We start from the raw sequence: 18272 nt of genomic DNA, 5'->3' as shown, positions 1-18272 counted from the left end.
GCGCGTGTCCCCTGCCGCCGGGGCCGCACTGTTTCTTTCTCGCCCCCCGCCGCTTACCTTCCAAGCGGCCTCGCACCCGATCCCGCCGCGCGGATACATCCGCCTCCGATCTCCGGCCGGTTGGGTTGCTTCCCCCGCCCGCTTCCGCCCTCGCGCCTGCTCGCCACGCACCATTCGTCCGCCGCAGGGGGTGGGGGCCGTTCTGCCCCCCTCCGCGCCGCGGGTCATTGACGCAAGCCCGGCTTCCGGCCTATCTGCCGCTGTCCAAGTTCCGGCCTCGCCGGATTGAAAGGGAATACGGACGGCCCCCGGGCCGGAACCGTAGCTGCCCCCGCAACTGTGCGCGGAGAGCGGCGCCGAACTGAGCCACTGGGGCCGCAGCCCCGGGAAGGCCGGCGCCCGCCTTGACCCGCAAGCCAGGAGACCTGCTTGGACATCACCCTTTCGATGGTGCGGGGCGCGCCAGCGAAGCGGCCAGCCGCAGCGGTGAACCAGCACTGTCTGCGGGGCTTCCCCCGGACCGATTCCAATCCGCGGCCGCCACCGCCGCCGCCCGACCCGGGGACCGCCATGTCCGAACCCTTCCGCCGCCTTGGCCTGACCGCCGCACCGCTGGCGCTTGCGCTGACCACCGCCGCCCCCGCGCGGGCGCAGGAGCCGATCCTGCTGGACCCGATCATCCTGTCGGGGGGATTGACTCCCTTTGCCGCCGATGGATTTGCCCGCGCCCATACCGTCCTGACCGGCGAGGAGATCGAGACACGCGGCCTTGCTACGGTGCAGGACGCACTGCGTAGCGTGCCGGGAGTTTCCGTGGCCTCGACCGGCGAGACATTGACTGGCATTCGCATCCGGGGTGGCGAATCCAATCATGTGCTGGTGCTGATCGACGGCGTGGAAGCCAATTCCCCTGGTAGCGGCGACTATGGCTTCAGCGGTATGCTGGCCGCGGATATCGAGCGGATCGAGATCCTGCGCGGCCCGCAATCGGCAATCCACGGTCCCAATGCCACCTCGGGGGTGATCTCGATTACGACCAGGCGCGCCGAAGCACCGGGACTGAGCTATGGCGCAGGCGTAGAATTCGGGGGGCAGAACACCCGCGCCGCCAATGTCTTTGTCCGCGCGGCAGGCGCTCGCGGCAGTCTCAGCTTATCCGCCGCAGCCCGACATACCGATGGCGATGACACCTCACGGACCCCCGGCGGCGACCGTGATTTCAACGACCGCGAGACGGTGGTCCTCGACGGCTCCTACGAGCTTGGGGACGGCATTACCACCGGCTTCACGCTACGCCGGAGTTGGCAGAAATATGGGTATGATGAAGCCGTATCGGCCGAAGACAACAATCCCGACGACTATGTCATTGACGCCGACCTGACCGCAGACCGAGATGAGACCTATGGCTCGCTCTGGACCGAGGCCGAAGCGATGGCCGGCAGGCTGCTGAATCGCCTGACCTTGTCCGGGATGAACCAGGATACGGACCATTTCCGCGAAAGCGCGCCGGATTATGGTGACGCTTCGCGCCGGCGTTCCCTGCGCTACACTGGAACATGGGCCATCGACGGGCCCCTTGCCCGCAACGCTGCACAAAAGCTGAACTTTGCAATTGGGAAACAGCGGGAAACCTATGTCAACTATTCTTCTTATGGCTCTGGAGATTACGAACGCGACATGACGTCGGTCGCCCTTGAATATCAGGGGATGTTCGACAATGGCACCAGCATCCAGGCCGGGTTGCGCCGCGATCTGAACGATGTGTTCCACGACGCGACCTCGTGGAACGTGGCGGCATCCTGGCAACTACCGGATGGCGACCTGCGGCTGCGCAGCGCCGTCGGGCGCGCGACGGTCAACCCGGACATGTTTCAGCAGTTCGGATATTCGGGTGACTATCGTGGCAACCCCGACCTGACACCAGAAACCAGTCTGGGCTATGAGATCGGCGCCGATCTGGGCATTGCGGGTGGCCAGGGCACTATTGGCGCCACGCTGTTTCATAGCGATATCAAGGACATGATCGCCGGCGCGGGCAACACTTCGGTCAACCTGCCCGGCACCAGCACCCGCAAGGGGTTCGAACTGACGGCCGACATACAGTTGAGCGATACCGTCCGCCTTGGAGCCGATTACACCTATCTCGACGCCAAACGCGAAAACGGCACAGTCATCAGTCGCGCGCCCCGGCACGAGTTCCATCTGCGCGCCGAGGCCGGTTTTGCGCAGGACCGCGGCGCGGTGTCGGCCGAGTTGCGCCGTGTTGCGGGCAATTACGATGCAGAGTGGTTCCGCAGCTATGAACCGGAAACCACCGAATTGCCCGACTTTACCACCGTAAATGTTGCCGCGCACTACGACCTCACCGATCAGCTCCGCCTGTCGGGCCGTGTGGTGAACCTGTTCGACAAGGATTATTCCGAGGCATGGGGGTACTACGGGCAAGGCCGCACCGCGTATGTCGGGTTGCAGGCCAGATGGTAAAAACCTGGCTGGTGGCCGCGTGTCTTGCCGGTGGCATCGGGCTTGCCGCCCACGCCACCCCGCCCCGCCGCGTGGTGTCGGTCAATCTCTGCACCGACCAGATCGCCATGGCGCTGGCGGCGCCGGGGCAGCTGGTCTCGGTCTCGCATCTGGCGCGAGAGCCGCAGTCCTCGGCGATGGTGGCCGAGGCGCAGCAGTTCCCCGTCAACCACGGCCGCGCGGAAGAAGTGTATCTGCTCGCCCCCGACCTGGTGCTGGCGGGCGGGTATGGCGGGGCCGCGGTCGCGCTGCTGCACCGGCTGGGGGTGCCGGTGGTCGAGGTGCCGCCGCCCAATTCGCTGGAAGACGCCCGCGCGGCCATCGCGCAGGTCGGCGCCGCGCTGGGGCGCGAGGCCGAGGCAGCGGCGATGCTGGCGGATTTCGACGCGAGGCTGGCGGCGCTCTCTCTGCCCACGGGCGGCGACAGGCCGCTGGCCGCGACCTGGGGACCGAACGGCTATTCCTCGGGCGGGGCGACTCTGGCCGGGGATGTGCTGCGCGCGGCGGGGTTTTCGCTGCTGGCCGACCGGCTGGGGATGCAGGGGGCGGGCTATATCACCCTTGAATCGCTGGTGATGGCGGACCCGGCGCTGATCGTGACCGGCACCCCCTATCCCGGCGCCTCGCGTGCCGAGGAGATCGTCACCCACCCGGCGCTGTCCAGCCTGTCGGGGCGGGTGGTGCATGTGCCGGACCCGTTGTGGACCTGCCCGACCCCGCGGCTGCTGGACGCGCTGGCGCTGCTGGCGACCGAGGCGCGGATTGCCGCCGCGAGAGGCGCACCATGAAGCGCGCGCCCCTGCTGCTGTCGCTGGCCGCGCTGGTCGCGGTGCTGGCGCTGGCCTCGCTGCTGATCGGGCCGGCGGGGGCGGGGCCGTGGGCCTCGCTCAAGGCGCTGTGGGGCGGCGAGGGGCCGCTGGGGATCGTGCTGCGCGAGATCCGGGCGCCGCGGGCGCTGCTGGGGGTGATGCTGGGCGTCAGCCTCGGCCTGTCCGGCGCGGCGCTGCAGGGGTATCTGCGCAACCCGCTGGCCGAGCCGGGGCTGATCGGCATTTCCGCCGCCGCCGCCCTGGGCGCGGTGATCGCCATCCAGGCCGGCGTGTCCACGCTGGGGCTGGGGGTTCCGGCGGCGGGGCTGGCGGGGGCGCTGGGGGGCGTCGGGCTGATCCTGCTGCTGGCCGGGCGCGGCGGCTCGGGCCTCGGGCTGATCCTGGGCGGCATTGCGGTCTCGGCACTGGCCGGGGCGCTGACCGCGCTGGTGCTGAACCTGTCGCCGAACCCGTTTGCTGCCTATGACATCATGTTCTGGACCATGGGATCGCTGGCCGATCGCAGCTGGGGGCATGTGCTGACCGCGCTGCCGCTGATGGGCTTGGGCTGGGCGGTGCTGCTGTGGGCCGGGCGCGATCTGGACGCGCTGTCGCTGGGCGAGGAAGCCGCGGCCTCGATGGGCGTCGATCTGGCGGCGCTGCGGCTCAAGGTGGTGCTGGGCGCGGCCGCGGCGGTGGGGGCGGCGACGGCGGTGGCGGGCGCGGTCGGTTTCGTCGGGCTGGTGGTGCCGCATCTGCTGCGCGGCGCGGTGGGGGCGATGCCCTCGCGGCTGCTGCCGGCGGCGGCGCTGGGGGGCGCGGCGCTGGTGCTGACCGCCGACATCGCGGTGCGGCTGATCATGCCGGAACGCGATCTCAAGCTGGGGGTGATGATGGCGCTGGTCGGCGCGCCGGTGTTCCTGCATCTGATCTGGCGCACGCAGGTGGGAAAATGAGCCTGAGCCTGCGCGATCTGACCGTGCGCCGCGGCGGGCGCGTGGTGGTGGACCGGGTCAGCCTGGAGGTGGCGCCGGGCAGTTTCGTCGGGCTGATCGGCCCGAACGGCGCCGGCAAGACCACCCTGATGCGCGCGGCGCTGGGGCTGATCGCGGCCGAGGGGGTTTCCGACCTTGCCGCCCTGCCCCCCGCCCGCCGCGCCCGCCGCGCCGCCTGGCTGCCGCAGGCGCGAGAGATCGCCTGGCCGATCCCGGTCGAGCCGCTGGTGCGGCTGGGCCGGCGCACCGATCCCGACCGCCGCGCCGACGGTCCCGCCGTGGCCGAGGCGATGGCCGCGATGGAGGTCACCCACCTGCGCGACCGCCCCGCGACGGAACTGTCGGGGGGCGAGCTGGCGCGGGTGCTGATCGCCCGGCTGCTGGCCCAGCGCACGCCGCTGATCCTGGCGGATGAGCCGGTGGCGGGGCTCGACCCCGCGCATCAGTTCGCGGTGATGGCGCTGTTTTCACGGCTTGCGGCCGAGGGGCGCACCGTCATCGCCTCGATCCACGACCTGACGCTGGCGGCGCGGTTCTGCGAAAGGCTGGTGCTGATGGGCACGGGCGGGCGCATCGTGGCGGACGGGCCGCCGGCGCAGGTGCTGACGGCCGAGCGGTTGCAGCAGGTGTTCGGCGTGGGCGGCAGCTTCCTGCCCACCCAAGCCGGGCCGGTGTTCGTCACCCTGCCGCCACCCCCATCGTCGCCCGCGCCCGCGCCACCAGATCCTGCAGATCCTTGAGGCTCTGGTCCCCGAACACCCCTTCGTCCCCGGCGATCAGGGTGGGGGTGCCGATCAGGCTCATGTGATCGGCCAGCATGAACGAGCGCGCGATATGGTCGCTGACCCGGTCGGAATCCATGTCGCGACGCAGCTTCGCCTCGTCCAGCCCCAGTTTGCGCACCACCCGCATCACCGACGGCTCGGCCGCGCGGTCGCGCAGCCCCATCAGCCCGGCATGGGTCTGCCAGTATTTCCCCTGGTCCAGCGCGGCCAGCGCCGCCCGCGCCGCGAACTCGGAATCCGCGCCGAACACCGGCCATTCCCGGAACACCACCCGCAGCTGCGGGTCGGACGAGATCAGCTGCTGCATCTTGGGCAGGATCTTCTTGCAGAACGGGCAGTTGTAATCGAAGAACTCGACCAGCGTGATGTTGCCCGCAGGATTGCCCAGCACGATGCCGTTCTTGTCCCGCTCGAGCGCGGTGCGCAGCTCGTCGGGCATCGGGTTGGGGCGGGCCTGGGTCTGCGCAAGCACCGGCGTCGCGGCAACCGCGGCAATCAGGGCAAGGGTCTGGCGGCGCGTGGTCATGGCAGTTCCTTTGGTCAACAATGCGTCTTGATCACGCTAGGGATCGCGGCAAGGATAGTGAAATCACGATATGTCCAGTGCGCGTTTCGCCGCAGGACACGCATCCCGGGAGGAAGGAAGCCATGTTCAGACCCCTGACCGTTCTGTCCGCTGCCACCGTCGCCACCACCGCGCTGCTGCTGGCGGGCGCCGCGGCCGCGCAGGACAGCGCCCCCGCCGAAAGCCCGGCCGAAGCCGCTGCCGAGACCCCCGCGGTGCGCGTCGGCATCACCAAGGACATGGCGCAGGCCAGCTATACCACCCCCGAGGGCGAGTTCACCGTCCAGCGCGACCAGACCCCGGGCGCGAAGCTGGAAGGGGACTGGGCGCTGACCGGGCCGGACTGCCCGCCCTTCTGCATCCAGCCGATGACCCCCGCCGAGGGCGTCACCACCATCGGCGAGTTGGAGCTGATCGAGGCGATGCAGGCGGGCGACACCATCCTGGTCGACGGCCGCACCCCTGACTGGTTCGCCGGCGGCACCATCCCCGGCGCCATCAACATCCCCTATACCGAGTCGATCGAGCGGCTGGCCGAGCTGGGCTGCGAGCCCGATTTCGACGGCGAGTTCGACTGCACCAACGCCAGCAAGGTCATCATGTTCTGCAACGGCACCTGGTGCGGCCAGTCCCCCACCGCCATCCGCGAGATGATCTCGGCCGGCTACCCGGCCGAGCGGATCAGCTATTACCGCGGCGGGATGCTGGACTGGCGGCTGCTGGGCTTCAACGTGCGCGGCGGCGACGCCGAATAGGCGCCCGCCACCGGCGGCGGCCCCGAACGGGGGGCGTCGCCTTTCCCGGCCCGAATCTGGCGCTTTGCGTTCGCCAATGGCTTCGTTATATGCGCGGGAATGAGCCAGAACCCGCCCCTGCTGCGTCCCGATCTTGCCCGCGCCACCGTGGCGCGCGAGGCCGCCCGTCCCGGCCAGCCGACCATCGGCATGGTGTCCCTTGGCTGTCCCAAGGCGCTGGTGGACAGCGAGCGCATCCTGACCCGCCTGCGGGCCGAGGGCTATGCGATTTCCCCCGAATACCGCGGCGCCGATGCGGTGATCGTGAACACCTGCGGCTTTCTGGACAGCGCCAAGGCGGAATCGCTGGATGCCATTGGCGAGGCGCTGACCGAAAACGGCCGGGTGATCGTCACCGGCTGCCTTGGCGCCGAACCCGAGTATATCACCGGCGCACACCCCAAGGTGCTGGCGGTGACGGGGCCGCATCAATACGAACAGGTGCTGGATGCGGTTCACGCCGCGGTGCCGCCCGCGCCGGACCCGTTCATCGACCTGTTGCCGGCTTCGGAAGTGCGGCTGACGCCCCGCCACTACGCCTATCTGAAGATTTCCGAGGGCTGCAACCACCACTGCCGCTTCTGCATCATCCCCGACATGCGCGGCCGGCTGGTCAGCCGCCCCGCCCATGCGGTGCTGCGCGAGGCGGAAAGACTGGTCGCCGGCGGGGTGCGGGAACTGCTGGTGATTTCGCAGGACACCTCGGCTTACGGCGTGGACCTGCGCCACGCCGCCGACCGCGGCCACCGCGCCCATATCACCGACCTTTCCCGCGATCTTGGCGGCTTGGGGGCTTGGGTGCGGCTGCATTACGTCTATCCCTATCCGCATGTGCGCGACCTGGTGCCGCTGATGGCAGACACGGTGGCGCAAGGCGCGGGGGTGCTGCCTTACCTCGACATCCCCTTCCAGCACGCGCACCCGGATGTGCTGAAGCGCATGGCCCGCCCGGCCGCCAGCGCCCGCACGCTGGACGAGATTGCGGCCTGGCGCGCCGCCTGCCCGGGGATCACCCTGCGTTCCACCTTCATCGTCGGCTACCCGGGTGAGACCGAGGCCGAGTTCCAGTATCTGCTGGACTGGATGGATCAGGCGCAGCTGGATCGCGTCGGCTGTTTCCAGTATGAAAACGTCCGTGGCGCGCGGGCCAACGACCTGCCCGACCATGTGCCGGACGAGGTGAAGCAGGACCGCTGGAACCGCTTCATGGAAAAGGCGCAGGCGATCTCGGCCGCCAAGCTTGCCGCCAAGGTCGGCACCCGCCAGCAGGTGATCGTGGACAGCGTGGACGCGGACGGCGCCACCTGCCGCACCATGGCCGACGCGCCCGAAATCGACGGCAACCTGTTCATCGACGAGGGGTTCGAGGCGCTGTCCCCCGGCGACATCGTGACTGTGACCGTGGACGAGGCCAGCGAATACGACCTGTGGGGCACGCTGTGACCGCACTGCCGAAATGGGACCCGGAGGGCCGCCCGAAAAAGCCGCTGATCGTCGGCATCGGCGCGCAGAAGGCCGGCACGACATGGCTGTCCCAGATGCTGTCCCAGCACCCGCAGGTCTGGATTCCGCCCTTCAAGGAGGCACAGTTCTTCAACCACCGCTTCGTCCCCGAACACCGGCAATGGCTGCCCTGGCATTTCCGCCGCGCCCGGCAGAACCAGGAAAAGCGCTATGCCGCGCGCGGCCTGCCGTTCCCGCCGGAACTCGACGCCTGGCTGGACCGGATCACCCGGGGCGAGATGTTCACCAACCACTGGTACAAGCAGGTCTTCGCCCCCGCCCCCGAAGGCACGCAGCCCTGCGACATCACCCCGGAATATTCCACCCTGCCGGATGAGGGGGTGGAGTTCGTGGCCGAATTCCTGCCCCGCGCCAGGTTCATCTATATCATCCGCCACCCGGTGGATCGCGCGGTCAGCCAGCTGAAGATGAACCTGACCCGCAAGAACCGCAAACCCCGCGGGGTCGACGCGTGGCTGGCCGAGATCGAGGACCCGGTGCTTTACGACCGCGGCGATTACGCCACCTATGTGCCGCGCTGGACCTCGCGCTTCGGCCCTGATCGGCTGCTGATCCTGCCCTTCGGCGCCATCGCCGCCAACCCTGGCGCCCTGATGCGCCGGGTGGAGGCGCATTGCGGGCTGGAACCGCACAGCTACCAGAACCTCGCCGCCAAGGTGTTCCCCGGCAACGCCGAACTCAGCGTCCCGGCCGAGGCGCGCGCGGTGCTGCGCGAGCGGTTGCAGCCGCAGTTCGCCTTTATCGAGGCGACCTTCGGCAAGGACTTCGCCGCGCAGATCCGCTAGGCCCGGTCGGAAACCCCGGCCCACCTTCACACCCACGCGACGATCGCCTAGATAACCGCCAACCAGCGGACAGGAGCGGATGATGGCCTCGTATCAGTATGTCTACCACATGGATGGCGTGTCCAAGACCTATCCGGGCGGCAAGAAGACCTTTGAAAACATCCGGCTGAACTTCCTGCCCGGCGTCAAGATCGGCGTCGTGGGCGTGAACGGCGCGGGGAAATCCACCCTGCTGCGGATCATGGCCGGCATCGACAAGGATTTTTCCGGCGAGGCCTGGGCCGCCAAGGGCGCGACCGTGGGCTATCTGCCGCAGGAACCGCAGCTGGACCCGCAGCTGAACGTGCGCGGCAACGTGATGGAGGGGGTGAAGGCCAAGCAGGCCAAGCTCGACCGCTATAACGAGCTGGCCATGAACTACTCGGACGAGACCGCCGAGGAGATGGCGAAGCTGCAGGACGAGATCGACGCCGAGAACCTGTGGGATCTCGACAGCCAGGTCGATGTCGCGATGGAGGCGCTGCGCTGCCCCCCCGACGACGCCGATGTGGAGACGCTTTCGGGCGGGGAACGCCGCCGGGTGGCGCTGTGCAAGCTGCTGCTGGAAGCGCCCGACATGCTGCTGCTGGACGAACCGACCAACCACCTGGACGCGGAAACCATCGCCTGGCTGCAAAAGCACCTGATCGAATACCCGGGCACCATCCTGATCGTCACCCACGACCGCTATTTCCTGGACGACATCACCGGCTGGATCCTTGAACTCGACCGCGGCCGCGGCATCCCCTACGAGGGTAATTATTCCGCTTGGCTGGAACAGAAGGGCAAGCGGCTGGCCCAGGAAGCGCGCGAGGACAAGGCGCGGCAGAAATCGCTGGAACGCGAGCTGGAATGGATCCGCGCCGGCGCGAAAGCACGGCAGGCCAAGCAGAAGGCGCGGATCAACGCCTATAACGAGATGGCCTCGAAATCCGAGCGCGAAAAGATCCAGCACGCCCAGATCATCGTCCCCAACGGCCCCCGGCTTGGCGACAAGGTGATCGAGGTGAAGGGGCTGACCAAGGGCTTCGGCGACCGGCTGCTGATTGAGAACCTGGACTTCAGCCTGCCCCCGGGCGGGATCGTCGGGGTGATCGGCCCGAACGGCGCCGGGAAATCGACGCTGTTTCGGATGCTGACCGGGCAGGAACAGCCCGACGCCGGCGAGATCACCTTTGGCGACACCGTGCAGCTGTCCTATGTGGACCAGTCGCGCGACGCGCTCGACGCCAACAAGACCGTGTGGGAGGAAATCTCCGGCGGTGCCGAGCAGATCGACCTGGGCGACGCGCAGATGAACAGCCGCGCCTATGCCGGGGCCTTCAACTTCAAGGGCGGCGACCAGCAGAAAAAGGTCGGGCTGCTGTCGGGCGGCGAACGCAACCGCGTGCATCTGGCCAAGCTGCTGAAATCGGGCGGCAACGTGCTGCTGCTGGACGAACCAACCAACGATCTGGACGTGGAAACCCTGCAGGCGCTGGAAGCCGCGCTGGAGGATTTCGCCGGCTGCGCGGTGATCATCTCGCACGACCGCTTCTTCCTCGACCGGCTCTGCACCCATATCCTCGCCTTTGAAGGCGATGCGCATGTGGAATGGTTCGAGGGCAACTTCGAGGCCTACGAGGCCGACAAGGTGCGCCGCCTGGGGCCCGATTCGATCGAGCCGAAGCGGGTGAAATACAAGAAGTTCGTGCGCTGACCGGCGCGGGCGGGGGGGCCCCCGCCCCCTTCCCGGGGCTGCCGCTGCGGGCCGGGCGGCTGGACTTTGCGCCGCCCCGCCCCTAGCTCTGCCCTTTGTGCCTTCGCACCCGAGGTTCTTCCCCATGGCGCCGATCATCGAGGTCGACCACCTGTCCAAGCGTTACGCCGGCGGCACCACCGCGCTGGACGACGTGAGCCTGACCATCGAAGCCGGCGAGATCCTGGCCCTGCTGGGCCCGAACGGCGCTGGCAAGACCACGCTGATCTCGATCATCTGCGGGCTGGTCACGCCCACGCAGGGCACGGTGCGGGTCGGCGGCCACGACATCGCCACCGACTGGCGCGCGGCGCGGCGGATGATCGGGCTGGTGCCGCAGGAAATCGCGCTGGAGCCGTTCGAGACGGTGGCCAACTCGGTCCGCTTTACCCGCGGGCTCTACGGCGCCCCCCCGGACGAGGCGCATCTTGAACAGGTGCTGCGCAGCCTGGCGCTGTGGGACAAGCGCGACGCCCCCACCCGCGCGCTGTCTGGCGGCATGAAGCGGCGGGTGCTGATCGCCAAGGCGCTGTCGCACAAGCCGCAGGTGCTGTTCCTGGACGAACCCACCGCCGGGGTGGACGTGCAGCTGCGCCGCGAGATGTGGCAGGTGGTGCGCGAGCTGCGCCGGTCCGGCGTCACCATCATCCTGACCACGCATTACCTGGAAGAGGCCGAGGAAATGGCCGACCGCATCGGGGTGATCGACCGCGGCAAGCTGCTGCTGGTGCGCCCCAAGGACCAGCTGATGGGCGAGTTCGGCCGCAAGCAGCTGACGGTCGAGCTTGACGCGCCGCTGTCGGCCCTGCCCGAGGGGTGGGAGGGGCGCGGCATCACCCTTTCCGCCGACGGCCGCAGCCTGGAATACGACTACGACGCCCGCGCCGACCGCACCGGCATCGGCCGGCTGCTGGCCGAGCTGGGCCGGCTGGAGCTGGGGGTGCGCGACGTGGCGACGCGGCAATCCTCGCTGGAAGAGGTGTTCATGGCGCTGCTGGCGGGCGAACAGGGGACAGGCGGACAGGGGGATGCACGATGAGCTGGCGTTCGGTCCGCACCATCTATCTGCATGAAATGGCGCGGTTCTTCCGCACTATCTGGCAGTCGCTCGCCTCGCCGGTGCTGTCGACGGTGCTGTATTTCGTGGTGTTCGGCGCCGCCATCGGCGGCCGCATCCAGGCAGTCGAGGGCGTGCCCTATGGCGCCTTCATCGTGCCGGGGCTGATGATGCTGACGGTGCTGCAGCAGTCGGTGGCCAACGCCAGCTTCGGCATCTTCTTCCCCAAGTTTTCGGGGACGATCTACGAATATCTGGTCGCCCCCGCCGGCTGGGTCGAGGTGATGCTGGGCTTCGTCGGCGCCGCCGCCAGCAAGGCCATTCTGATCGCGCTGGTGATCCTGCTGACCAGTTTCTTCTTTGTCGGGATGCATGTCGCGCATCCGTTCTGGATGCTAGCGTTCCTGGTGCTGACCGCCACCGGGTTTTCGCTGCTGGGCTTTATCCTGGGGCTGTGGGCGAAGAACTTCGAGCAGTTGCAGATCGTACCGATGATGGTGATCACGCCGCTGGTGTTCCTGGGGGGCGCGTTCTATTCGGCCTCGATGCTGCCGCCGTTCTGGGAACAGGTGGCGCGGCTGAACCCGGTGCTGTACCTGGTGTCGGGCTTCCGCTGGTCGTTCTTCGGCATCGCCGACGTGCCGGTGGGGGTGTCGCTGGGCGCGGTGGCGCTGATGATCCTGGTGCTGCTGGCGGCGATCCGCTGGATCTTCCTGACCGGCTGGCGGCTGCGGGAATGATTTTTCCGGGCCGCTTAACCGCCTGTTAACCTTTCCCCTGTTAACCATTCCGCAACCACAACGGGGGCGGAAATGGGCATTCTCTACGACGCCAGCATCTTGACGGGGCCGGACGCGCTGGACGGGGCGGTGATCAAGCCGCAGGGCCGCGACGGCGGCACCCACCAGATTTCGGATACGGTCGAGCCGATCGAGCTCACATTAAATCCGGCCAATCCGGGCATGCTCGACCGTAGCGCCCGACTGATGTTCGACGGTATCGACTACAAACTGACACAAATAATATACTGGCAAGCCTATACCGAGTTCGACAGTCCGATCCCCGCCACCGATGTCGAGGGCGTGATCCTGACACTGGTGGCCGCCGGGGATGCCGGCAATACGCTGCGGCTCTGGGTTCCGATCGACGGGAGGCTTCCCGCGGGCGCGACTATAAAGACATTGTATGTCAACACCCACTATCCAGAAAATGGCTGGCATTGGAGCCGGCTGAAAAACAACGATAATTTCACCATCGACGTGAAAACCGATGTGGTCTGCTTTGCCACCGGCACGCTGATCGACACCGACCGCGGGCCGCGGCCGGTGCATCTGCTGCGGGTGGGCGACATGATCCGCACTCGCGACCACGGGATGCAGCCGCTGCGCTGGCTGGGCGGGCGGCAGCTCTCGGCCTCGGAACTGGCCGGGCAGACGCGGCTGCACCCGATCCGGGTGGCGGCCGGGGCGCTGGGGCCGGGGATGCCCGCGCGCGATCTGACGGTCTCGCCCCAGCACCGGCTGCTGGTGCGCTCGGCCATCGCCGAGCGGATGACCGGCGCCCCCGAGGTGCTGATCGCCGCCGTGCATCTGCTGGGCCACCCGGGGATCGAGCGCATCGCGGCCGAGACCATCGGCTATTGGCACCTGATGTTCGACCGCCACGAGATCGTCTTTGCCGAGGGCGCCGAGGCCGAATCGCTGCATCTCGGTCCGATGGCGCTGTCGGGGATGAGCGACGATGCCCTGACCGAACTGCGCGCGCTGTTCCCCGACCTGGTGGCGGCCGGCATCGCGGGCGCGCCCGCCCCGACCTGCCGCCCGGTCATGCGCGGCAAGCCGGTGAAAAAGCTGATCGAGCGGCAGCTGCGAAATTTCAAGCCGCTGGTGGCGGCGCCGGCCTTCGCCTGATCATTCCGCGCACAGCCGCGTCTGCGGGTCCAGCCGCACATATTCGCGGGCGCTGATGCTGTGGATGTCCAGCGAATACCGCCATTCGGCGAACCAGCGCTCGCGGATGCCGTTGCGGTAATGCGCGGCCATCATCTGGTCCACCATGGGCGGGATGATGGTGGTGCCGGGCAGCCGCGGGGCGTGGAACCCGACCGAGGCCTCGGGGTGCAGGCAGGCGTTGGGGAGGGTGACCAGCATGGTGCAGGCAGAGCGGCAGACGCCGGTGATCCGCACCTCCCGGCCCGAGCGTTCCAGCTCGGCCCGCCGCGCCATCATCCGCAGCACATTGCCGCCGCGGTTGTCGTGGATGACGATCGGCGCCCCGGCAGCAGCAGAGGACGCGACCGGAACCGGGTCCGCCACCGCCGCCGCGCAGCCGGGCAGCGCCAGAAACCCCATGAGCGCAAGGGGACGAGAGAGCGCCGCCAGCAACGGAGGCCAGCAGCGCGGCAGGCCGGTTGCAGGGACGACGGCATGAACCGGCCGGGCCGAGGCCGCGGCGGCAGGGACGGCAGGCAGCAGGCTGAGCAGCAAAGAGACGATTCTCATCCGCCCATCATGCCGCGGACGCCCCTGGCGCGACAGCGGCATGGAAGGGCGGGCGGGATGGCAGGCGGCCGCCGGCCGCAACCGGAAGGCAGTCTCGCACCTCCAGCAACCGGCCGTCGCAACAGCATCACCCCTCGCGGCCCAGTCCCGCCGCCTGCATCAGCCGGTCCGAGGCGGCCTCGACCACCGTCTCGACCTGCTGCACGGTCTGGGCGGCGGACAGCCCGGCGGGGATGGGGTCGAGGAACTCGATCACCGCCCTCCCCGGGCGCACCCGCAGCCCGTCGCGCGGCCAGAACATCCCGCAGTTTACCGCCACCGGATAGACCGGTAGCTCGGTCGCCTGCTGGATGCTGCCGACGCCGTGCTTGTACTTGCGCCGCTCGCCCGGGCGGGTGCGGGTGCCCTCGGGGTAGATGATCAGCTGCCCGAGCCCGTCCGCGTCGGCGCGCGAGGCCTCGATTTCCCGGATGATCCGGGTCATCGCCTCGGCCCCGCGCGAGCGGTCGATGGGGATGCAGCCGGCCTTGCGTGCGTAATAGCCCATGATCGGCACCCGCAGCACCTCGCGCTTCATGATGAAGGCGCATTGCGGCACCGCATGGGCGATGGCCAGGATGTCGAGGAAGCTCTGGTGCTTGGCGGCGATCACGCAGTCGGTGGTGGGGGGCGTGCCGCGCAGCTCGACCGAGACCCCCAGGATCGCCCGCGCCGCGGCCAGCAGCCGCCCGGTCCAGATCACCGGCAGCACATGCGCGTTCTGCGGGTCGCGCCGGACCTTGGGCAGCCACCACAGCCCCATGAAGGCGGTAACCAGCGCGATCCAGACATAGAACACCGCGGCGCGCAGCGGCCACAGCAGCGGCAGCGGCGCGGGGACGTAGCGCGGGTCGGCCGCGACCGGGGGCTGCGCGCCCCCGGACCCCTGCGGGATATTCAGCGACAGAAGATCGCCTGCGAGCGCGGGGTCGAGCGCCCAGCCGGGCCGGTCGAGAGGGGCGGACATCAGCGCACCTCGCGCAGCATGCGCAGGGCGGCGGCGCGGGTGGCGACGAACCCCAGCGCCGCACCCAGCGGCGGGATCAGCAGCGGCCAGAGCCAGCCCCAGCCGGTAAAGCCGAGCCCGGTCAGGAAGCCCCCGGCCTCATCCATGCGCGGCAGGGCGAGGATGGCGAGCATCCCCAGCGCGGTGCCCCCGGCGGCCCCCAGCGCGGCGCGGCGGGTCAGCCTGCGGACAAAGGCGGTGGCGATGGTCAGGTCGCGCGCGCCGATCAGCCGCATCACCCGGATCACCTGCCCGTTCGCGGCCAGCGTCGCCTGCGCGGCCAGCGTCACGATGGCGGCGCTGCCGGCGGCGATCAGCGCCAGCGACAGCCAGCCCAGGATGCGCAGCCGCTGCGCGGCCGAGGCCAGCGGCCGGCGCCATTGCGTGTGGTCGTCCAGCACCGCCGCCGGCGCCTCGGCCTCGAGCCGCAGGCGCAGCGCCTGCGCGTCGAAGCCGCGCCCGGTCGAGACCTGCACCAGCCGCGGCACCGGCAGCACGTCCACCGGCACATCGGGGCCGAACCAGGGCTCCAGCAGCGCCTCGACCTCGGCCGCGGGCAGCAGGCGGTGCTCGGCGACGCCTTGGGTGGTGTCCAGCACGCGCTGCACCGCCTCGGTACTGGCGTCGAGTTCGGTCGCGGGGGCCGAGATGCGCACGGTCACGGTCTGGGCCAGCCCCTCGGCCCAGCGGTCGGCCAGCCGTCCGGTGGCCAGCGCCAGCGCCAGCGCGAACACCGCCAGGAAGGCCATCACCCCGGCGGCGAACACCGTCAGCCCCGCGGTCTGCCCCGAGGGCGGCACCACCCGGTCGGCCAGCCCCGATTCGCGCCCGATCAGCGCCCGCCACAGTGTCGCCAGGTCCAGCGCCGCAAGGTCCGCGCGGGTGCCGCGGGCGCGCAGCAGGATGGCGCGCCAGCGCGTGGGGCCCCCGCTCACAGCTCGGCCCCCGCGGCCTGCAGGCGGCCGCCAGCAATGCGCAGCACCCGCGCCGACACCTGCTGTTTGGCGGCGCGGATCAGGTTCAGGTCATGGGTGGCGATCAGCACGGTCTTTCCCGATCTGTTCAGCTCGATCAGCAGTTGCAGCAGCCGCAGCGACATGTCCCAGTCGAGGTTGCCGGTGGGTTCGTCCGCCAGGATCACGTCGGGCGACAGGATTACAGCGCGGGCCAGCGCCGCCCGCTGGCGTTCGCCCCCCGACAGCGCCGGCGGCATGGCGCGGGCCTGCGGGCCCATCTGCACCCAGGCCAGCAGGTCGCGGATCGCCTGCATGTCCACGGGCTGCCCCGCCACCGTCATCGGCAGCGCGATGTTTTCTGCAACCGGCAGGTGGTCGAGGAATTGCGTGTCCTGATGCACCACGCCCACGCGGCGGCGCAGCCCGGCGATGGCGTCGCGGCCCAGCCCGGCGGCGTCCTGGCCGAACAGCGACAGCCTGCCCTGCGTCGGCAGCAGGTCGGCGATGCACAGCCGCAGGAAGGTGGTCTTGCCCGAGCCGGAGGGGCCGGTCAGGAAATGGAACGAGCCGCGCGGCAGCTCCAGCGTGATGCCCTGGAACAGCGCCTCTTCCCGAGGGTAGGCAAAGCCCACATCCCGCATTTCGATCACGTCGCGCCCTCCTTCGTCCGGCCCGCTTGGCGGCCGGACCCGGCGTTGATAGAACGTCCCGGCGGCGAAGAAAACCACGCGCCGGCACCATAGGCGCACGACCAGCGGGGTTGAAGCGATGCGGCTGATCTGTCCGCGCTGCGGCGCGCAGTATGAAATCGACGCCGCCGCGATTCCGGCGGCGGGGCGCGACGTGGAATGTTCGGCCTGCGATCACGTCTGGCGGGCCTGGCCGATGCCCGAGCCGGCCGAGCCCTTCGACCCCACCGCCCGGCCGCGGCTGAGCCGGCCCCTGAGCGAATCGGTGATCGATATCCTGCGCCAGGAAGCCGCGCGCGAGCTCGAGGTCCGCGCCGCCGAGCGCCGCGCGCAGCGGCTGGCCGAGGCGGGGGTGGCCGAGGCCGGGAAGGCCGAGGCGCCGTTTCCTGATGCAGCGGCAGCGCCGGCCGCGGGTGTGGTTGCGCCCTCGCCTGACGACACGCTTCTGCCCGGGGATGCGCCGGAAGTGCAGTCCGGGGGCACCGACGATACACGCGCCCCTACCGCCGCCGCGCCCACCGCCAAGCAGTCGACCGAGTCTTCGGCCGCCGCCCCCGTCGCGGCCCCTTCAGACGCCAAGCCTCAGCCCACCACCGCCGCGGCTACCCTGGCCGCCATGCAGTCGGGTCCCCTCGCCGCGGCCACACCAGCCGCTCAGCCTCAGGTCGCTCCCGCGCCGGCCATCACGACGCCGACCGCCCCCGCCCCGCGCCCGCAGCCCGCATCGGCCTGGGCGGCTGCCCCTCCGGACCCGGCTCAGGCCGTCTCGCGGCGGCGCTATGATGCGGGGTTCCATCTGGCGGTGATGCTGGCGCTGATGGCGCTGGCGCTTTATGCGCTGGCGCCGCGGCTGGGCGAGCAGCAGCCCTTCGGGCCGGTGCTGCTGGAATGGCGCGACAAGGTCGACCAAGGCCGCGACTGGCTTTCGGCACAGGGCGACGCGGCGATCGCGGGGCTGCGGGCGGTGATCGACGGCCAAGGCGCCGCGGACTGATCCGCGACCGGAACCGGAGGGATTCCGGGGCGCAGGGGGTCTCCCGGCGGGGGCTTCATGGATCCGCGCTCGCGGCCAGCCTGACGTCCCCCGTGCCCATAGCCTGTCGACCTCGCGTTCACGGATTTGCCGGCGACCGGCGACCTTCCGGCCGCGCCTGGTGTAGCGGGCTGGAGGTGCCAAAGATTCGCGTTCAGCCCGTGCGTGGTGCTGAACGACGGTTCGGCCGCTGGCTCACCGGATTCGCGCGCGCCCAGCCTTCGACAAGATCAACGTCCGGGCGAATTGCTCGCAGGCTTCACGGCTTCACGCCCCCCCGCCTCCTCGTGGCGCTTCGTGATGCCGGGCGCACGCCTGCCGGGAACCCGCCCCTAGAACCGCCCGAGATAGTCGCGTTGGGCCCGCGCGCTCGCTGTCGCCGCTGCGGCGGTGGATTTCGTCCTGCAGTTCGCGCGCGCGCCCGGCGCGGCGTT

General features: G+C 69.6%; 17 protein-coding genes and 1 riboswitch. Of the genes, 12 read left to right on the top strand and 5 right to left on the bottom strand.

All coding sequences use genetic code 11. The features are described from left to right. Nucleotides 1-249: 249 nt before the first annotated feature. Nucleotides 250-448, top strand: a riboswitch (cobalamin riboswitch). The 4 genes from RSP45_RS00375 to RSP45_RS00360 all read left to right on the top strand — a co-directional run bounded on the left by RSP45_RS00375 (nucleotide 430) and on the right by RSP45_RS00360 (nucleotide 5067). Beyond that, a complete protein-coding gene (locus RSP45_RS00375) occupies nucleotides 430-2484 on the top strand; it encodes a TonB-dependent receptor plug domain-containing protein (RefSeq protein WP_415392788.1) in 2055 nt (684 codons plus the stop codon). It overlaps the preceding riboswitch by 19 nt. Next, nucleotides 2478-3311 (top strand): ABC transporter substrate-binding protein, encoded by an 834-nt coding sequence (locus RSP45_RS00370; RefSeq protein WP_415392787.1) that lies wholly within the window; start codon nucleotides 2478-2480, stop codon nucleotides 3309-3311. The genes RSP45_RS00375 and RSP45_RS00370 overlap by 7 nt, the downstream gene beginning before the upstream one ends. Then, on the top strand, nucleotides 3308-4288 hold the full coding sequence (locus RSP45_RS00365) for a FecCD family ABC transporter permease (protein WP_415392786.1): 981 nt from the start codon (nucleotides 3308-3310) through the stop codon (nucleotides 4286-4288). The genes RSP45_RS00370 and RSP45_RS00365 overlap by 4 nt, the downstream gene beginning before the upstream one ends. Beyond that, nucleotides 4285-5067 carry an ABC transporter ATP-binding protein gene (locus RSP45_RS00360; RefSeq protein ID WP_415392785.1) on the top strand — a complete coding sequence of 261 codons (783 nt, stop codon included), beginning with the start codon at nucleotides 4285-4287 and terminating at the stop codon, nucleotides 5065-5067. The genes RSP45_RS00365 and RSP45_RS00360 overlap by 4 nt, the downstream gene beginning before the upstream one ends. Here the strand turns inward: RSP45_RS00360 and RSP45_RS00355 are convergent. Further along, entirely contained in the window at nucleotides 5006-5638 is a 633-nt protein-coding gene (locus tag RSP45_RS00355; protein ID WP_415392784.1) for a DsbA family protein, read from the bottom strand. The genes RSP45_RS00360 and RSP45_RS00355 overlap by 62 nt on opposite strands. Nucleotides 5639-5760: 122 nt before the next feature. On the opposite strand from RSP45_RS00355, the gene RSP45_RS00350 reads away from it, so the two are divergent. From RSP45_RS00350 to RSP45_RS00320, 7 genes are all read left to right on the top strand, one after another. Next, entirely contained in the window at nucleotides 5761-6432 is a 672-nt protein-coding gene (locus RSP45_RS00350; protein ID WP_415392783.1) for a rhodanese-like domain-containing protein, read from the top strand. Nucleotides 6433-6531: 99 nt separating this feature from the next. Beyond that, a complete protein-coding gene (rimO, locus tag RSP45_RS00345; RefSeq protein WP_415392782.1) occupies nucleotides 6532-7914 on the top strand; it encodes a 30S ribosomal protein S12 methylthiotransferase RimO in 1383 nt (460 codons plus the stop codon). Beyond that, on the top strand, nucleotides 7911-8780 hold the full coding sequence (locus RSP45_RS00340) for a sulfotransferase family protein (RefSeq protein WP_415392781.1): 870 nt from the start codon (nucleotides 7911-7913) through the stop codon (nucleotides 8778-8780). Before rimO ends, RSP45_RS00340 begins: the two co-directional genes overlap by 4 nt. Before the next feature lie 82 nt (nucleotides 8781-8862). Next, on the top strand, nucleotides 8863-10518 hold the full coding sequence (gene ettA, locus RSP45_RS00335) for an energy-dependent translational throttle protein EttA (protein WP_303729871.1): 1656 nt from the start codon (nucleotides 8863-8865) through the stop codon (nucleotides 10516-10518). A 124-nt stretch (nucleotides 10519-10642) separates the two neighbouring features. Beyond that, complete coding sequence (locus RSP45_RS00330; protein ID WP_415392780.1) at nucleotides 10643-11596, top strand: ABC transporter ATP-binding protein; 954 nt, start codon at nucleotides 10643-10645, stop codon at nucleotides 11594-11596. Beyond that, nucleotides 11593-12354 (top strand): ABC transporter permease, encoded by a 762-nt coding sequence (locus tag RSP45_RS00325; protein ID WP_073066724.1) that lies wholly within the window; start codon nucleotides 11593-11595, stop codon nucleotides 12352-12354. The genes RSP45_RS00330 and RSP45_RS00325 overlap by 4 nt, the downstream gene beginning before the upstream one ends. 72 nt (nucleotides 12355-12426) lie before the next feature. After that, entirely contained in the window at nucleotides 12427-13524 is a 1098-nt protein-coding gene (locus tag RSP45_RS00320; RefSeq protein WP_415392779.1) for a Hint domain-containing protein, read from the top strand. Here the strand turns inward: RSP45_RS00320 and RSP45_RS00315 are convergent, their stop codons facing one another. The 4 genes from RSP45_RS00315 to RSP45_RS00300 all read right to left on the bottom strand — a co-directional run bounded on the left by RSP45_RS00315 (nucleotide 13525) and on the right by RSP45_RS00300 (nucleotide 16766). After that, nucleotides 13525-14115, bottom strand: a complete 591-nt coding sequence (locus RSP45_RS00315) for a hypothetical protein (RefSeq protein WP_415392778.1) — start codon at nucleotides 14113-14115, stop codon at nucleotides 13525-13527. It abuts the gene before it with no gap. Between the two features lie 127 nt (nucleotides 14116-14242). Beyond that, the gene (locus RSP45_RS00310) at nucleotides 14243-15121 is read right to left on the bottom strand and encodes a lysophospholipid acyltransferase family protein (protein WP_415392777.1); all 879 of its coding nucleotides are present in this window, start codon (nucleotides 15119-15121) and stop codon (nucleotides 14243-14245) included. Further along, complete coding sequence (locus tag RSP45_RS00305; protein WP_415394100.1) at nucleotides 15121-16017, bottom strand: cell division protein FtsX; 897 nt, start codon at nucleotides 16015-16017, stop codon at nucleotides 15121-15123. The genes RSP45_RS00310 and RSP45_RS00305 overlap by 1 nt, the downstream gene beginning before the upstream one ends. A 74-nt stretch (nucleotides 16018-16091) precedes the next feature. Continuing rightward, nucleotides 16092-16766 (bottom strand): cell division ATP-binding protein FtsE, encoded by a 675-nt coding sequence (locus tag RSP45_RS00300; RefSeq protein ID WP_303729876.1) that lies wholly within the window; start codon nucleotides 16764-16766, stop codon nucleotides 16092-16094. 118 nt (nucleotides 16767-16884) lie between these two features. Between RSP45_RS00300 and RSP45_RS00295 the strand changes: the two genes are divergently transcribed. Next, nucleotides 16885-17799 (top strand): zinc-ribbon domain-containing protein, encoded by a 915-nt coding sequence (locus RSP45_RS00295; protein WP_415392776.1) that lies wholly within the window; start codon nucleotides 16885-16887, stop codon nucleotides 17797-17799. The last annotated feature ends 473 nt before the right edge of the window (nucleotides 17800-18272 follow it).

This window comes from Paracoccus sp. SJTW-4, from assembly GCF_047716885.1.
Classification (GTDB): domain Bacteria; phylum Pseudomonadota; class Alphaproteobacteria; order Rhodobacterales; family Rhodobacteraceae; genus Paracoccus; species Paracoccus solventivorans.
Note: the sequence above shows the minus strand (reverse complement) of the source record. Positions and strands in the feature narration are given on the sequence as shown.

Bases quoted from the DNA above. Each gene is read 5' to 3' on its own strand.
- RSP45_RS00370 (WP_415392787.1), top strand. From the start codon at position 2,478: ATGGTAAAAACCTGGCTGGTGGCCGCGTGTCTTGCCGGTGGCATCGGG.
- RSP45_RS00365 (WP_415392786.1), top strand. From the start codon at position 3,308: ATGAAGCGCGCGCCCCTGCTGCTGTCGCTGGCCGCGCTGGTCGCGGTG.
- RSP45_RS00360 (WP_415392785.1), top strand. From the start codon at position 4,285: ATGAGCCTGAGCCTGCGCGATCTGACCGTGCGCCGCGGCGGGCGCGTG.
- RSP45_RS00355 (WP_415392784.1), bottom strand. From the start codon at position 5,638: ATGACCACGCGCCGCCAGACCCTTGCCCTGATTGCCGCGGTTGCCGCG.
- RSP45_RS00350 (WP_415392783.1), top strand. From the start codon at position 5,761: ATGTTCAGACCCCTGACCGTTCTGTCCGCTGCCACCGTCGCCACCACC.
- rimO (WP_415392782.1), top strand. From the start codon at position 6,532: ATGAGCCAGAACCCGCCCCTGCTGCGTCCCGATCTTGCCCGCGCCACC.
- ettA (WP_303729871.1), top strand. From the start codon at position 8,863: ATGGCCTCGTATCAGTATGTCTACCACATGGATGGCGTGTCCAAGACC.
- RSP45_RS00330 (WP_415392780.1), top strand. From the start codon at position 10,643: ATGGCGCCGATCATCGAGGTCGACCACCTGTCCAAGCGTTACGCCGGC.
- RSP45_RS00325 (WP_073066724.1), top strand. From the start codon at position 11,593: ATGAGCTGGCGTTCGGTCCGCACCATCTATCTGCATGAAATGGCGCGG.
- RSP45_RS00320 (WP_415392779.1), top strand. From the start codon at position 12,427: ATGGGCATTCTCTACGACGCCAGCATCTTGACGGGGCCGGACGCGCTG.
- RSP45_RS00315 (WP_415392778.1), bottom strand. From the start codon at position 14,115: ATGAGAATCGTCTCTTTGCTGCTCAGCCTGCTGCCTGCCGTCCCTGCC.
- RSP45_RS00310 (WP_415392777.1), bottom strand. From the start codon at position 15,121: ATGTCCGCCCCTCTCGACCGGCCCGGCTGGGCGCTCGACCCCGCGCTC.
- RSP45_RS00295 (WP_415392776.1), top strand. From the start codon at position 16,885: ATGCGGCTGATCTGTCCGCGCTGCGGCGCGCAGTATGAAATCGACGCC.